This is a genomic window from Kaistella chaponensis, from assembly GCF_900156725.1.
In the GTDB taxonomy this organism is placed as follows: Bacteria; Bacteroidota; Bacteroidia; order Flavobacteriales; family Weeksellaceae; genus Kaistella; species Kaistella chaponensis.
The window spans coordinates 145,331-161,025 of the sequence record NZ_FTOI01000003.1 but is presented as its reverse complement, the minus strand read 5'-3'; the positions used below and the strand labels follow the sequence as shown (position 1 = coordinate 161,025).

Annotated in this window: 15 protein-coding genes and 1 tRNA gene; 9 read left to right on the top strand and 7 right to left on the bottom strand. The window is 35.9% G+C overall.

The annotated features are described in order from the left end of the window. Nucleotides 1–18: 18 nt before the first annotated feature. Together BW932_RS04465 and rsmG are read right to left on the bottom strand one after the other, a co-directional pair. Nucleotides 19–435: a hypothetical protein gene (locus tag BW932_RS04465; protein WP_076385781.1), complete on the bottom strand. Its 417-nt coding sequence runs from the start codon at nucleotides 433–435 to the stop codon at nucleotides 19–21. Between the two features lie 53 nt (nucleotides 436–488). Further along, on the bottom strand, nucleotides 489–1,124 hold the full coding sequence (gene rsmG / locus BW932_RS04460) for a 16S rRNA (guanine(527)-N(7))-methyltransferase RsmG (protein ID WP_076385779.1): 636 nt from the start codon (nucleotides 1,122–1,124) through the stop codon (nucleotides 489–491). A gap of 86 nt (nucleotides 1,125–1,210) precedes the next feature. Between rsmG and BW932_RS04455 the strand changes: the two genes are divergently transcribed. Further along, nucleotides 1,211–2,410 (top strand): pyridoxal phosphate-dependent aminotransferase, encoded by a 1,200-nt coding sequence (locus tag BW932_RS04455; RefSeq protein ID WP_076385777.1) that lies wholly within the window; start codon nucleotides 1,211–1,213, stop codon nucleotides 2,408–2,410. Between the two features lie 109 nt (nucleotides 2,411–2,519). Here the strand turns inward: BW932_RS04455 and BW932_RS04450 are convergent, their stop codons facing one another. Further along, nucleotides 2,520–3,908: a tetratricopeptide repeat protein gene (locus BW932_RS04450; RefSeq protein WP_076385775.1), complete on the bottom strand. Its 1,389-nt coding sequence runs from the start codon at nucleotides 3,906–3,908 to the stop codon at nucleotides 2,520–2,522. Between the two features lie 25 nt (nucleotides 3,909–3,933). Beyond that, nucleotides 3,934–6,531, bottom strand: coding sequence for a DNA gyrase subunit A (gene gyrA / locus BW932_RS04445; RefSeq protein WP_076385773.1), 2,598 nt, complete (start codon nucleotides 6,529–6,531; stop codon nucleotides 3,934–3,936). 150 nt (nucleotides 6,532–6,681) lie between these two features. Between gyrA and BW932_RS04440 the strand changes: the two genes are divergently transcribed. Further along, nucleotides 6,682–6,996 (top strand): DUF4286 family protein, encoded by a 315-nt coding sequence (locus BW932_RS04440; protein WP_076385771.1) that lies wholly within the window; start codon nucleotides 6,682–6,684, stop codon nucleotides 6,994–6,996. A gap of 100 nt (nucleotides 6,997–7,096) precedes the next feature. Here BW932_RS04440 and BW932_RS04435 read toward each other — a convergent pair whose 3' ends face one another. Continuing rightward, complete coding sequence (locus tag BW932_RS04435) at nucleotides 7,097–8,131, bottom strand: acyl-CoA reductase (protein ID WP_076385769.1); 1,035 nt, start codon at nucleotides 8,129–8,131, stop codon at nucleotides 7,097–7,099. Nucleotides 8,132–8,190: 59 nt separating this feature from the next. Between BW932_RS04435 and BW932_RS04430 the strand changes: the two genes are divergently transcribed. From BW932_RS04430 to BW932_RS04405, 6 genes are all read left to right on the top strand, one after another. Beyond that, entirely contained in the window at nucleotides 8,191–8,541 is a 351-nt protein-coding gene (locus BW932_RS04430; protein ID WP_076385767.1) for a 4Fe-4S binding protein, read from the top strand. A 98-nt stretch (nucleotides 8,542–8,639) separates the two neighbouring features. After that, on the top strand, nucleotides 8,640–9,704 hold the full coding sequence (gene serC / locus BW932_RS04425) for a 3-phosphoserine/phosphohydroxythreonine transaminase (RefSeq protein ID WP_076385765.1): 1,065 nt from the start codon (nucleotides 8,640–8,642) through the stop codon (nucleotides 9,702–9,704). A gap of 42 nt (nucleotides 9,705–9,746) precedes the next feature. Then, nucleotides 9,747–10,706: a D-2-hydroxyacid dehydrogenase gene (locus BW932_RS04420; protein ID WP_076385763.1), complete on the top strand. Its 960-nt coding sequence runs from the start codon at nucleotides 9,747–9,749 to the stop codon at nucleotides 10,704–10,706. Between the two features lie 7 nt (nucleotides 10,707–10,713). Then, the gene (locus BW932_RS04415; RefSeq protein ID WP_076385761.1) at nucleotides 10,714–11,958 is read left to right on the top strand and encodes a DUF1015 domain-containing protein; all 1,245 of its coding nucleotides are present in this window, start codon (nucleotides 10,714–10,716) and stop codon (nucleotides 11,956–11,958) included. Nucleotides 11,959–12,015: 57 nt separating this feature from the next. Continuing rightward, nucleotides 12,016–13,380: a M20/M25/M40 family metallo-hydrolase gene (locus tag BW932_RS04410; protein ID WP_076385759.1), complete on the top strand. Its 1,365-nt coding sequence runs from the start codon at nucleotides 12,016–12,018 to the stop codon at nucleotides 13,378–13,380. Next, nucleotides 13,381–13,734: a diacylglycerol kinase gene (locus BW932_RS04405; protein ID WP_076385757.1), complete on the top strand. Its 354-nt coding sequence runs from the start codon at nucleotides 13,381–13,383 to the stop codon at nucleotides 13,732–13,734. On the opposite strand, the gene BW932_RS04400 is transcribed toward BW932_RS04405, so the two are convergent. Both BW932_RS04400 and BW932_RS04395 read right to left on the bottom strand, forming a co-directional pair. Next, nucleotides 13,731–14,504 (bottom strand): patatin-like phospholipase family protein, encoded by a 774-nt coding sequence (locus tag BW932_RS04400; RefSeq protein WP_076385755.1) that lies wholly within the window; start codon nucleotides 14,502–14,504, stop codon nucleotides 13,731–13,733. The genes BW932_RS04405 and BW932_RS04400 overlap by 4 nt on opposite strands. A 377-nt stretch (nucleotides 14,505–14,881) precedes the next feature. After that, nucleotides 14,882–14,954, bottom strand: a tRNA-Met gene (locus BW932_RS04395). 88 nt (nucleotides 14,955–15,042) lie between these two features. Between BW932_RS04395 and BW932_RS04390 the strand changes: the two genes are divergently transcribed. Further along, the gene (locus BW932_RS04390) at nucleotides 15,043–15,654 is read left to right on the top strand and encodes an L-threonylcarbamoyladenylate synthase (protein ID WP_076385753.1); all 612 of its coding nucleotides are present in this window, start codon (nucleotides 15,043–15,045) and stop codon (nucleotides 15,652–15,654) included. Nucleotides 15,655–15,695 lie beyond the last annotated feature (41 nt).

The following is a 15,695-nucleotide window of genomic DNA, read 5'->3' as shown; positions in this document are numbered from 1 at the left end:
TCTTTTATGCTTTCTCGTTTATTGCACGACGATCTCTTTTTCAAGATAAGTACTTTGACCTGCAGAATCTTGGCCATTGTAAAATCTAAAAAGGTAAAGTCCGGTTTTTTGGGGATTAAAATTAATCTGTGATGCTTTGGTCACCAAATCTCCGCAAGCTGCGCTGCTTTTAAATTTATAGGAAATCACTTTTCTTTCAAAATCGGCAGTATGCAGATAGTCGTACCCGTAAAAACCTTCACATTTTGAGGTGTAATTTGAATAGGTTTTGATGGTTTGGGTAGTACGAACATCCATGGTGTCTTGTGGAATTTTCACACTATCGATTTTGAGTGGTTCAATGTTTACAAGTTCATCTCCTTCAAACCGATCGTTGCAACTTATTGCGCTGAAAATCAAACCGATGGTCATACAAAATAGTATTGCTTTTTTCATAATTCTTCTAATATTTATTAAAACGACGAACATAATTCATTTATTATAATGAATTATGAATTAAAATTACCCTTAGATAAATATACCACTTTTTTAGTTTCGAAAAATTCGCTTTCGAAATAATTGTGCAGGTCAAAAATCTCTGTTTTCATTCCTGCTAATTCTTCAGTTAAATCACCACCTTTCAAATATAGGATGCCATTGTGTTTCGAATTAAACTGTTCTTTTTCGAATTTTCCTCTTAACCACCGCAGAAAAATAGGCATTTGTGTCACGGCTCTGCTTACAATAAAATGAAACTGACCTTTTACATCTTCGGCTCTTCCGTGAATCGGGGTTATATTTTTTAAGCCAATTCCCTCTGAAACTTCTTTAACAACAGTAATTTTCTTTCCGATAGAATCTACCAATGTGAAATGAACTTCAGGAAATAAAATAGCAAGTGGAATTCCCGGGAAACCTCCACCAGTACCAATATCCAAAACCTTTGTTTGGGGTGAAAACTGCATTACTTTAGCAATTCCGAGTGAGTGCAAGACATGCTTTTCATAAAGCGAATCCATATCTTTTCGCGAAATCACATTTATTTTTTCATTCCATTCCTTATAAAGCTCATCCAGTTTAGAAAACTGATCGATTTGAAGTTCGGAAAGATCTGGGAAGTATTTTTGTATTAATTCGACTGACATTTTTTAATTATAATTTCTACAAATTTAAAGAAACATGTTTAAAACTTTGCAGAAAAAAATTATCTTTGAAAAACTTAAAACTAACTATGGATAATTACTCAGAAAGACTTAACCGGATGAGTTTTTCTCAAACTTTTGTGATGAGCAATAAAGTGCGGGAAATGAAAGCGAAAGGAATTGATGTAATCAGTTTAACCCTAGGTGAACCCGATTTTGATGTTCCAAAAAATATTAAAGAAGCAGCATTCGATGCAATTAATACCAATTTCAGTCACTACTCTCCTGTCCCCGGATTTCTGGATTTAAGAGAAGCGATTTGCGAGAAATTAAAAAAAGATAATCATATCGATTACTTGCCTTCCCAAATCTGTGTTTCAAACGGAGCAAAACAGTCGATTTTAAATGTATTATGCTCGATCATTAATGAAGGTGATGAAGTTATTTTACCTGCGCCATTTTGGGTAAGTTATGATGAAATGGTAAAAATGGTGGGCGGAAAATCTGTATTTATTGAAACTTCAATCGAAACGGATTTTAAAATGACTGCTGAACAACTGGAGAAAGCGATAACTCCTAAAACAAAAGCGTTGCTATACAGTTCGCCTTGTAATCCTTCTGGAAGTTTTTATAAATATGAAGAACTTGAGCAAATTGCAAATGTGATTGCGAAATATCCACAGATTACCATTATTTCCGACGAGATTTACGAATATATCAATTACGATGGGAAACATACTTCTATTGCAGAATTTCCGCAGGTTTATGAACAAACGGCGGTAATCAATGGAATGTCGAAAGCGTTTGCAATGACGGGATGGAGAATTGGTTATTCGGCTTGTCCGAAATGGTTGGCAATTGGGTGCGAAAAAATACAGGGACAAATGACCAGTGGTGCAAACTCAATGGCACAAAAAGCTTCGGTAACTGCTTTGAAAACTGATTATTCGGAGTACAGATACATGATCGAAGAATTCAAAAAAAGACGCGATATTGTGTATGATTTAATGAAAGAAATTCCTGGATTTAAAGTAAATTACCCTGAATCAGCTTTCTATTTTTTTCCAGACATTTCCTATTATATCGGTAAATCCTTAAACGGAAGTACGATCAATGATGCAGATGATTTTGCGATGTTTTTATTAGATCATGCTCATGTTGGAACTGTTGGTGGTGTTTCATTTGGAAATTCAAACTGTGTGAGATTCTCTTATGCAGCTTCGGAAAAGGAGTTGAAAGAAGCCATGAAAAGAATAAAAGATGTTTTAGAAAAGTGCGAGATCAATTAAAATACAATCATCAAAAAACCGGTTCGAAAATTTCGAACCGGTTTTTTTTAATCTTAAAGGTAGAAAGGATATCGCAATTGAATCCGATATCGTTTTTATCACTTCAATTCTATTTCTGAGTTGCAGCCATTTCTGCTTCTTTCTTTTTGAACTCTTGGAATTTTGCTTCATTTTTACCAGACAAGTAAAGACCTTTCAGCAATTTAACTACATCGATGTTATTTGTATCGTTTTGATACCATTTTTCGGCGTAAGGTAAAGTTGCAGCTAATCTAGCTCTTCTTGCTTCGATAATTTTGTTGGCAGCTTCTGCTTTTCCCGCTTTTTTTGCTGCATTGTATTCATCAATTGCTTTTCCGTCATCACCCATTGTTACATAGGTTAGATTTTGCCAAGCTTGAACCATATCGGGTTTTAAAGCTACTGCTTTTTTGTAAGAAGCGATTGCATCAGCTTCGGTTGCAGGGTTTTTGCTCTCTAAAACACCAAGATTATACCATGCATTTGCATCATTCGGGTTTTTAGCAATTTGGGTTTTTATATTTCCGATAAAATCGTCCATTTTCCCAGATTTGAAATACGCAGTTCCCTGCAATTCTGTAAGCTTCGAACTGGTTGGAAATTTCTCTAGCCCTTTTTTGATCAGCGCTAAAGCTTCATCGTATCTGTTGGCTTCGATCAGTAACGCAGCGTTGGTTTCATAGAGTTCATTCTCAATACTTTTAGAAGTTTCGATTTTGAAATCGCTGTATTCGGAAGTAGCTCCCATTTTTTTGTAAAGATCCCAAGAAGTTTTATCTAATGGTTCTACTTCACCTGATTTCTTATTTTTTGCATTATAAGTTGTTCGAACTCCTGTGTAACCTGAATTGATTAATTCATTATACACATTAATTGCATCTTCTTTGTTTCCGCCAAGAGCGTAATTTAATCCTGAATAATACAGGAACTGCATGTTATCTTCTCCACCTGCTTTTAGAAGGTCATATACTTCTTTAAATTTCGGAGCTGCAACGGTATAATTTTTTGCATTATAAGATTCCATTGCGGATTTGTTGGCACTTTCGAGCAAAGGATTAATAGTATTTGCAATTTTCCCAGTCAAAGTATTGGTATACGATTCTTCTTTTAATCCTTGAATACCAGATTTATCTGCCTCTTCTTTTCCTACGAAATACACTCTGTTTTTCGAGCTGTCTTTACCGGAATAAATTTTGGATTTACCCAATTCAGTCATTTTAGCCAGATAAGATGCACCTTCTGCATTTTTACCAGATTTCAAAAGAGCCAATCCTTTTGCGTAATAATACTGCTCTAAAACTGAAGGTTCCAAAGAAGTTGTTTTACCGCCCATTGCAGCTTCGGCCGCAGAAATCTGAGCATTTGTAGTTGCAGCATCTCCTGCATCAATTGCTTTAACAGCAGCTGCGATTTCTTTTTTCTGTGCAAATGCGAAAGTCATAGAAACTAAAGCGATGCTTAAAAATATTTTTTTCATTATATTTTAATTAAAATTTGATTTATTATTCTTCAGACTCGTCTTCTGAATCTTTATTTTCTTCTGTTTGGATGATTTCATTATCCGTATCAGAACCAGCTTCAATGATTGGAGCTCCCTTTTCCTGATCTTCTGCGCCTTCGATTATCTCGCCTTCTTCGATGATGACTTCTTTATCCATTTCCACTTTGGCGATGGCTGCAATTTCATCGTTCTTTTTAAGGTTAATAACTTTAACACCTTGCGTATTTCTACCCATTACACGCATTTCATCCATTCCCATTCTGATGGCAACTCCAGATTTATTGATGATCATTAAACCATCATCATCCGTTACCATTTGAATTGCGATCAGATTTCCAGTTTTTTCGGTAATGTTTAAGGTAATCACTCCTTTTCCGCCACGGTTGGTAATTCTGTAATCTTCTACTGCTGTTCTTTTACCGTAACCACGCTCAGAAACTACCAATACGGTTTCATTTTGCACATCGTTGACAACAATCATACCAATAACTTCGTCGCCTTCCGATAAAGTAATTCCACGAACACCGATGGAACCACGTCCAACAGCTCTTGCTTTTTCTTCTGGGAATCGGATACATTTACCATCTTTTGTGGCGATCATAATCTCGGAATTTCCATCGGTTAATCTTGCACCTAAAAGTTGGTCATTATCTCTGATTTCAATGGCGTTTACTCCGTTTGTTCTTGGTCTAGAATAGGCTTCTAATGAAGTTTTCTTGATGGTTCCGTTTTTCGTAATCATCACTACATTCATTTTATTGATGTATTCCTGATCTTTCAAATCATTGGTTCTGATGTAAGCTTTGATTTTATCATCAGGTTCAATATTGATTAGATTCTGAACTGCTCTACCTTTGGAGATTTTCGATCCTTCCGGAATTTCAAATACTCTTAACCAGAAACATTTTCCTTTTTCGGTAAAGAAGAGCATATATTGATGGTTGGTTGCTGCTACAATATATTCCAAGAAATCTTCATCTCTTGTGGTTGCAGCTCGGTTCCCAACTCCACCTCTACTTTGTACTTTGTATTCTGATAGTGAAGTCCTTTTTATATAACCTGCGTGAGAAATGGTAAGTACTACTTTTTCGTCTGGAATTAAATCTTCAATCGACATTTCACCGCCTGAATAATCGATTTCCGTTCTTCTTTCGTCGCCGTACTTTTCTCTCATATCTAAAAGTTCCTCTTTGATAATTTGGTATCTTCTCGGCTCATTGGCCAAAATATCTTCCAAATCATTAATCAAAGCCATGATCTCGTCATATTCTGCGCGAATTTTGTCGAGTTCCATTCCGGTTAATCTCGCCAAACGAAGATCTAGAATCGCTTGTGCCTGAATTTCTGAAAGGTCGAATTCTGTCATCAAACCTTCTTTCGCTTCGGCAGGATTTGAACTGTGACGGATGATTGCAATGGCTTTATCTAAAGCATCCTGCGTTCCGATCACCTTCATGAACCCTTCAAGAATATGTGCTCTTTCTTTTGCTTTTCTTAAATCATATTGGGTTCTACGAACAATTACTTCATGTCTGTGTTCAACAAAATGAAGAATCAAATCCTTTACATTTAATTGAACCGGACGACCTTTAACCAACGCAATATTATTAACACTAAACGAGGTTTGCAATGCTGTATATTTATAAAGCATATTCAACACTACATTTGGTATCGCATCATTTTTAAGTTCGTAAACAATACGCATTCCCTGTCTGTCTGATTCGTCGCGAATTTCGAAAATACCGGTGATTTTTTCATCTTTCACCAATTCTGCAGTACGAGCAATCATTTCCGCTTTATTCACTTGGTAAGGAATTTCGGTAACGATAATTGCATTTCTGTTTCCAACTTCTTCGAAACCTACTTTTGCACGCAACACAATTCTTCCGCGACCGGTGTGTAAAGCATCACGAACTCCATCATAACCATAAATAATCCCACCAGTTGGGAAATCCGGCGCGATGATGTGTTTCATTAACTCATCGATCGTGATTTCTCGATCATCGATATAAGCACAAATCGCATTTATAGATTCTGTTAGATTATGCGGTGCCATATTGGTCGCCATTCCCACTGCAATCCCCGAAGTTCCATTAACCAAAAGATTTGGAATTTTCGTTGGCATCACGCTTGGTTCTGTCATTGAATCATCAAAGTTATTCTGAAAATCAACGGTATCTTTATCAAGATCTGCTAAAATTTCATCAGAAATCTTTTTCAATCGCGCTTCAGTATAACGCATTGCTGCAGGTGGATCACCATCCATGGAACCAAAGTTACCTTGCCCGTCAACTAATGGATAACGCAAACTCCACGGTTGCGCCATTCTCACCATTGCATCATAAACGGACAAATCGCCGTGTGGGTGATATTTACCTAGAACATCCCCAACAATTCTGGCCGACTTTAAATGTTTTCTATTTGAAAATACGTTGAGTCCGTACATCCCGTAAAGAACTCTTCTGTGCACCGGCTTCAAGCCATCTCTTACATCGGGTAACGCTCTGGAAACAATTACCGACATCGAATAATCGATATAAGAGGATTTCATTTCATCAACAATGTTGATAGGAATTAACCTTTCTCCTTCTGTTTGCATATATCTTTTTTAATAAAATGAAAATCAAGCACTTATAAATTGTCTTGACTATTCATGAATTTCTGATTTTAATAACGTGCTAATTTACGAAAAATTTACCGAATTTTGCCCCTCAAGTCTACCACTAAATCATAAAAAAAGTTAAAAATAATGAGTGTTTTGAGCCTTACTTTTCATTCTACTGAAAACATCAGCAATGATTGGAATCTCTACATGGAGAATAACCTTCTCGAAATGATTGAAAATTTAATTGATGTTGAAAAATACATCCTCTCTGATGTGCAAAGCGAAATGATCAGCGAAGGAAAAAACACCAATTTGCTTCTGATTTTTGATAACGACGAAAAAAGACAGGATTTTATCGAAATTGAACTTATCAATATAACTGACCGAATTGAAAGTACATTCGGCGAAAATGTGATGATTTTTCAAACCCTTCTGAATCCAAAAAATTCGAGGTTTTAACAAATGCTTAATTTTTGAGAGTATTCTTCAATTTAATTGAAAGGATTGAAGCACAAAAAACCCAGAAATTCATTCTGGGTTTCAATTGATCAAAAAAAAATTAAATGACCTCTAAAAATTGCATGGTATCTACATGATCCGCATAAGTTTCCAAATCAGGATTCTGCGCCTCTCCTAATGCAATTGAATCCAAACCAAGTTCTGGTTTTGCCACAATTGCCTGAATGTTTTCCTCGTTTTCATTAATGAAACTTTTCACCTCGTCTATGTTTTTATAGCGCGTAAAATTAATCACCGAAAGTGGCGAAAATAAAGCTTCATCCTCCTTCAGCATCACGAAATTATTATCCCAAAATCGCTCTTGATTCAGCAAATAAATCGCACGGTTATATTCGTAATTGTTCGCGTATTTGTTGTGATTAATGATTTCTTTAAAATTTAAAAAATTCTCAAATAATCCATCAATTACAAAATCCTGCGGAATGAAAAGCCGCGTAACATTTCTACAACCCAAACCATAATACCGGAAAATATCTTCTGCTAAAAGTTGGAGCTCTTCTGGTGTTTCGTCTCCCTTCAAAACTGCAATTGAAGTTCTGTTTTTACGAATAATGCTTAAATGATTTTTAAAGTAATATTCTAGATATCTAGCTGTATTATTACTTCCTGTAGCGATTACCGCATCGAAATCCTGAAGTTTTTCTACGAATTCATATTGAAGTTCTGCTTCCGAAAACTCCTGCCATTTATTCAGCAAAAAAGGCAATATGGTGCGGTCTTTAGAAGAAAGTTTAATCAAGGCAATGTGCTGACTTAAAATTACTGAAATCACATCATGAAAACCAACCATCGGTATATTTCCCGCTAAAATCAATCCTACTTTTTTGGAGTCATGGGATGGTTTATATTTTGAAAGCCAGTGATTTAAATTTTCTTCTGTCAGTAAATCCGCCCATTGTTTTAACGCAAATCTTTGACTTTCCTGCGTGAACCAGGAATTTTCGATTTCTGATTTTCGCAATAATGCAGCAAATTTCTCGTCAATTTCATTATAATTTTCAGGTTTTACTTCTAAAAATTTATTTATATAAAAACCCAGTTGAGCAAGTCCTGAAATTTGTTTTTCTCTATTCATTGTATGGAAATTTGGCGGAATTTTAGTAATTTTGTGCAAATTTAAAAAATAAAGTAGCAATGGCTATCAGAATAACAGACGAATGTATAAATTGTGGTGCTTGTGAACCAGAATGTCCTAATAATGCGATTTATGAAGGTGCAGTAGATTGGAAAGCTTCCGATGGTACTGCGCTGAAAGGAAAAGTCGTAATGAAATCGGGCCTCACAATCGATGCAGATGCACCACAGGAACCGGTAAGCGACGATGTTTATTTCATTGTCACGGATAAATGTACAGAGTGTATAGGTTTCCATGAGGAACCACAATGTGCTGCAGTTTGCCCTGTAGATTGCTGTATCCCAGATGAAGATCATGTGGAATCTGAGGAGAGTTTACTGCAGAAAAAAGCGTTTTTGCACGGAGAATAAAACTTCTGCTCACTTATTGTGGGCATTTTTTTTATACCATATTTACTATTTTACTGTCCGTTAATCATCTAAATTATTGAATTTATAAAACTAAAAAAATGAGCAAAAAACACAACTTCAGCGCTGGACCTTGTATTTTACCACAAGAGGTTTTCGAAAAATCTGCTGCTGCAATCTTAGACTTTAATGGAATTGGTCTATCGCTGCTCGAAATTTCTCACCGCAGCAAAGATTTTGTTCCTGTAATGGATGAAGCCAGAGCAATCGTAAAAAGGTTGATGAAATTGGGCGATGATTACGAGGTAATCTACGTCGGAGGTGGTGCAAGTTTACAGTTTTTGATGGTTCCTTTTAATTTGATGAAAAAGGACAATGGAAAAGCCGCTTATTTAGATACAGGAACTTGGGCAGCAGGTGCCATTAAAGAAGCCAAAAAACTAGGAACAGTAGATGTTGTAGGTTCTTCTAAAGAAGAAAATTACTCCTTTATTCCAAAAGATTATAAAGTAGGAAGTGAATATGATTATTTCCACTGCACTTCAAACAACACCATTTATGGAACGCAGATGAAAACTTTCCCGGAAGTTGACACAGTAATGGTTTGCGATATGAGTTCTGATATCTTTTCCCGCGTCATCGATTTTTCAAAATTTGATATTATTTACGCTGGAGCACAAAAAAATATGGGACCTGCAGGAGTGACGATGGTGGTGGTGAAGAAAAGCGTTTTGGGAAAAACAGGAAGAGATATTCCTTCTTACCTTGACTATTCTTTGCACATCGCAAAAGATTCTATGTACAATACGCCACCAGTTTTTCCAGTTTATGCAACCCTTCTTACTTTGCAACATTTAGAAAATAATGGCGGAATTGAAGCTGCAGAATTAAGAAATGAAGCCAAAGCAAAATTGCTTTACGACGAGATTGATAATAATCCTTTATTCGAAACTTTCTGCCGGAAAGAAGATCGCTCATTGATGAACGTATCTTTTAAATTAACAGATGAATCTAAAAAAGAAGCTTTCGATATCGCTTGGAAAGAAGCCGGAATCAATGGTCTTAATGGACACAGAAGTTTAGGCGGTTACAGAGCGAGTATGTACAATGCATTGCCGATCGAAAGTGTGCAGGTTTTGGTTGACGTAATGAAAAGTATTAACTAACCGATTTAAAAAATTATTTTTAAAGGCGATTAATTAGAAAATATGAAAGTTTTAGCAAACGACGGAATTTCAGAATCAGGGAAAAATGCTTTATTAGAAGCGGGAATCGAATTTGTAGAAGCCAAAGTTTCACAGGAGCAGCTTATCGATTTCATTAACGAGAATAAAATTGATGTTCTATTAGTAAGAAGCGCTACCAAAGTTAGAAAAGATATCATCGATGCTTGTTCAAGCTTAAAAATTATTGGACGAGGCGGCGTTGGAATGGATAACATTGATGTTGAATACGCCATCGAAAAAGGTCTTTATGTAATCAATACACCAAACGCATCATCAAGATCAGTAGCCGAAATGGTTTTTGCGCACTTTTTCTCTTTAGCAAGATTTCTGCATGAATCCAACAGATTAATGCCATTAGAAGGCGACACTCATTTCTCCGCGATGAAAAAATCTTTTTCCAAAGCGCATGAACTGGAAGGTAAAAATCTGGGAGTAATCGGTTTTGGTGAAATTGGAAAAGAAGTCATCAAAATAGGTATTTCTTTAGGAATGAAGGTTAAAGTTTTGACCAGAAAACCGAAAACTGAGAAAATCTCAGTAAACTTTTTCGACGGGCAATCCATCAATTTTGACATAACGTCTACACAAGATTGGGACGAATTTTTGAAGGACACCCAATTTATTAGCATCAACACGCCAAAAACCACAGAATATATCATAGATGCACCCCAATTTGAAAAGATGCAAGACGGTATATTTATTGTAAATACAGCAAGAGGTGGCGTTCTCAATGAAGTTGAACTTTTAAAGGCGATTGAATCTGGCAAAGTAGCGGGTGCTGCATTAGATGTTTTTGAAAATGAACCTAGTCCCGAACTTCCTCTTCTAATGAATCCAAATCTATCGCTTTCTCCGCATTTAGGGGGAAATACATTAGATGCTCAGGAAAAAATCGGTACCGAACTGGCCAACCAAATTATTGCAATCAAAACGAAATTATAGAAAGAACATGCCTATTTTCAAACCTTTTCGGGGAGTTCGACCAAGTGAAGACTTTGTTGAAACTTTTCCCACTCATCCTTTAGATAATTTTTCTCAAGAAGAGATCAATAAAAAAGCCCAAATGGAATCATCATACATTCAGATGATAAAACCATATGTAGTGAGTAAATCGAAAGATGTAGATCGAAATCTTCGGAAAATTAGAACCAATTTTGAAGAATTGCTTCATGATAAAGTAATCGTGCAGGATTCTTCCGCTTATTATTTGTATGAGCAGTTTTTACCCAATAAATCCGTATTTCGTGGACTTTTAGGCTTGGTAAGTGTTGATGATTTCCGAAATGATAAGATAAAAAAACATGAATCTACCCTTACTCATAAAAAAGAAAAGCTCGCCTACTATTTAGAAAAAGTAAACATTCAGGCAGAACCTGTCTTGCTCACTTATATCGCAAATCCGAAGGTGGAATTGCTCATGAATCATGAGGAGAAAAATGTTCCCATTCTTAATTATTTAGATGATCAAGGAACTCGCCACAAAATTTGGAGAATTGATAATCGTTTGAAAATGAAAGAATTAAAAGATGTCATCGAGCAGATTGATTCATTTTACATTGCAGATGGGCATCACCGAATCGGTTCTACCGCTTTGAATGCAAAAAACCTTCAGGATAAAAACAAAAAACACAATGGAACAGAACACTACAATTATGTGTTCAGCTTTATCGTGTCGAATCAGTCCATCAAAATTCACGATTACAACAGACTTTTAGAGGATTTGAATGGTCTTACAGACGAGGAGTTTTTAAAGAAAATAGAACAAAACTTCTTGGTTCATGAAAAAGGAGAAATTCCGTATTACCCTAGTCAAAAATTCCACATTTCGATGTATTTGGGTGGAAAATTTTACTCCCTTCACGTGAAACATGAATTGCGAAACAAACAAAGCAATGTGAATGATCTGGATCATTCCCTTTTGGAAGAGTTTGTTATCAAAGATATTTTGGGTATTGCAGATCCTAAAACAACCGATAAAATTACGTACTGCAAAGGAAATTCTACTGTCGAAGGAATTCAAAGCTTAAAAGAAAAAGTAGATTCCGGAAAATATAAAGTAGGATTTGGAATTTTTCCCGTAAGTTTTAATGATTTATTAAAAGTTTCCGACCATAAAATAGTGATGCCACCAAAATGCACTTATATTGAACCAAAACTGGTAACCGCTTTAATTATGTACGATATGAAGCAATAATTTAATTTTTTGTAAATAATTTTTTTTTAAATTTGGGTCTCTCAATATTGATACCCTATGAAATATTCTACAATAAAAATACTTCCGCTCTTTTTGGGCGGAATTTTATTTTCCCAAAGCAAACAAGATTCCTTACAATTCAGAAATATCGCCGATGAAATATTGGTGAATGGAACTGCTTATAAAAATTTGCATGATTTAACCAAAAACATTGGTCACCGATTAAGTGGTTCTGCAGCTTATGAAAAAGCTACAAATTGGGCAGTTTTAAAATTAAAAGAAGCCGGTGCAGATAAAGTCTGGATGGAGGAAGTGATGGTTCCGGTTTGGGAACGCGGAAAAGAATCACTTCAGATTAAAGATCAATCCGGAAAATGGAAATCAATACGAATGCTTTCTCTCGGTAATTCTGAAGGGACGAAAGGGAAAAATGTAGAAGCAGAAATTATATTTGCAAAAAGTAAAGAAGATTTCGATAAACTCTCGGATGAAGAGATAAAAGGAAAGATTGTATTCTTCAATTACGCTTTTAACCAAAAATTTATCAACACTGGACAAGCTTATGGCGATGCCGGAAAATACAGAAGAAATGCAGCTTCCTGGGCTGGAAAAAGAGGTGCAAAAGCCGTGATTATCCGTTCACTTTCTTCCGCGTTAGACGATGTTCCGCACACTGGAATGATGAAATATGATACCGATGACACTTTCAAAATCGCGGCAGTTGCGATTGGGCCTAAAAGTGCCGATGAATTGGAGAAAGCTTTGAAATCCCAAAAAGTATTTGCAAAACTGAATTCCAATTGTGCGATGAAAGGCGAAAAACGGTCCCATTCTGTGATTGGTGAGATCACCGGTAAGATTGATAATAGCGTTATCGCAGTTGGCGGTCATTTAGATTCCTGGGATGTTGGCGAAGGTGCGCAAGATGACGGTGCAGGAATCGTGCAAAGTATCGAAATTTTGAGAGCTTTCAAAAAAATGGGTTTGAAAAACAACCACACCATTCGTGTAATTTGTTTTGCCAATGAAGAGAATGGCGTAAAAGGGGGAAATCAATACGCCGAAAACGTGAAGAAAAACAACGAAAAACACTTATTTGCCATCGAAAGTGATGGAGGTGGATTTACACCACGTGGAGTTGCTTTTGTGATGAGTGCTGAAAAAAGAGCCCAAATTCAATCCTGGAAAAATCTATTTTTACCTTATGGCGTTTACAATTTTGAGATGCAATATGCCGGAACCGATGTTGAACCACTGCATGATTTAGATGTTCCAGTGGCAGAACTCGTTCCAGATTCACAACGCTATTTTGATATTCATCATTCCGATGAGGATACCTTTGAAAAAGTGAATCGCCGGGAATTACTTTTGGGCGCAGTGACGATGGGACAATTACTTTACATGATCGATAAAAGCTGGTAAATGAGAAAACCTCCGTTCTACAAAAGCTTTTTAAACTCAGTTAATGGTGTTTTTTGGATGTTGAAATCTGAAAGAAATTTTCAGTTGGAAATTTTGGGACTGATCGCGAATCTTTTCTTGATCGTTTTTTTGAAATTAAATCCAACAGATACCGCTTTAATTTTAATCGTCAGTTTTGCAGTTTTAAGTTCTGAAATTTTAAATACCGCAGTTGAAAAAATATGCGATGTTATACAACCTGAGTTTGACGAACGCATCAAAATCATTAAAGACATTGCAGCAGGAGCAGTTGTTTTAATGGCTTTCGCGGCAATCTGCACCGGAATTTTAGTGTACTGGAAATATATTTTTTAACGCGCAAATCTTTCGTAAGAATCTTTTGCAGCATTATAACCGATGTCGAAGATTTCTTCGAGTCGGTTGGCTTTTCTTTCGAAAGTGCCATAATTCGCTAATTTTTTAGAAGTAATGACCCAGTCGCAGTAAGAAAATTTGTAAATTTCTGTTCGATGAGACATTAATTCATAAGCTCTTGTGGTCACTGATTTTATAGTGTTCAGATCTACAAGTTCAACATCTTGTGGGGGCGAAACATAGACTCCAATTAGTTTTTTACAATCCTTATAAATAATATCTGCAGGAAAATTATTGAGAACACCGCCATCACTATACATTTCATTACCAACAATATAAGGAACCGTAATTCCTGGGATCGAACAGGAAGCAATCACCGCATCTACTATTTTGTCTTTTCCTTCAAATATTTTTTGCTCGCCGGAAACCAGTTCTGTAGCAATAATTTTCAAATTAATATCAAGTTCACCGATCGTCATATCATTAAAAATAGGATACAGATAATTGGAAAAAATCGTAGAGGAAACCAATCCCGGTTTATTGAAAGCGAAATGCCTCCAGTTAAAGAAATAGACCGATTTAAAAAAATCTAAAATATCTTCTCCAGACTTTCCAACGCCATACAAAGCACCTACAATTGAACCGGCGCTGCAGCAAGCCAATACATCTGCTTTGATGTTTTTCTCGGCTAAAAAAGTCAATACACCTGCATGAGCAACGCCTTTTGTACCACCACCAGAAAGAACCAATCCTAAATTATATTTTTCCATAATAAAAATGTTAGCCAAAAGTAAGAAACTACGGTGATATTTCGGAAAATATTAAAATGCCACTCTTAGCATCTTGCTGGATAAAAATTATTTCAAAACAAAAAACCACCATTTTTAAAAGAGTATAAAATTTAAGCAAATTTTAAATGTCTGGTTTAAAGAGAGAGAATAGAATTTTCATTTTTGTAGGGTTTAGAATGGGTTACCAAATGAATAAATGGGTTACCTAATTGTATGCCTTTTTTTGCTAGTTGTAGAGATGATAGAGAAATAATTTAAAAATAAGAGAATCTTAGAAAATCCCCCAAAAACCCTCACCAACACAAGAAATTACCCCACAAAAAAAGAGAACCAAATTAATGATTCTCTTTACTTAGTAGCGGAGACACGACTCGAACGTGCGACCTCCGGGTTATGAGCCCGACGAGCTACCTACTGCTCTACCCCGCGTTATTGTGGTGCAAATATACAACTATTATGTAAACTTCCAAATTTTATTCGAAAATAATTTATAAATCTATTTTTACTAAATTTGTATATGGCAAAAATTCTGAAAATTTATCCCGATAATCCGCAGGAAAACCTTCTAGATGAGGTAGTTCGCACCCTTAAAAATGGCGGCATTATTATTTATCCTTCCGACACCGTTTATGCGTTAGGTTGTAATATTTTTGACATTCGGGCGATGGAAAAGTTAGCGCAAATAAAAAAAGTGAAGTTAGAAAAAGCCCATTTTTCAATTATCTGCAATGATTTAAGCCATCTATCACAATTTACAAAACCAATTGACACCAGTATTTTTCGACTTTTGAAAAATAATATTCCTGGTCCGTTTACTTTTATTTTGGAAGCCAGTAAAAGTTTACCGCTCGCTTATAAAGGTAAAAAAACCGTCGGAATTCGTGTTCCTGATCATCATATCCCACAACTTATTGTCGAAAAATTAGGTCATCCAATCGCATCTACCTCCATCAAAGATGATGATGACGTGATCGAATACTCTACCGATCCCGAATTAATTGCGGAGAAATACAATAATTTAGTCGATATCGTTATCGATTGCGGCTATGGCGACAATGTACCCTCTACGATTGTAGATCTCACCAGTGGTGAACCCGAAATTCTACGTCAGGGTAAAGGGGAAATTTAAAATTATTCGCTTTATTTCAACCTTAATCGGATACACAAACA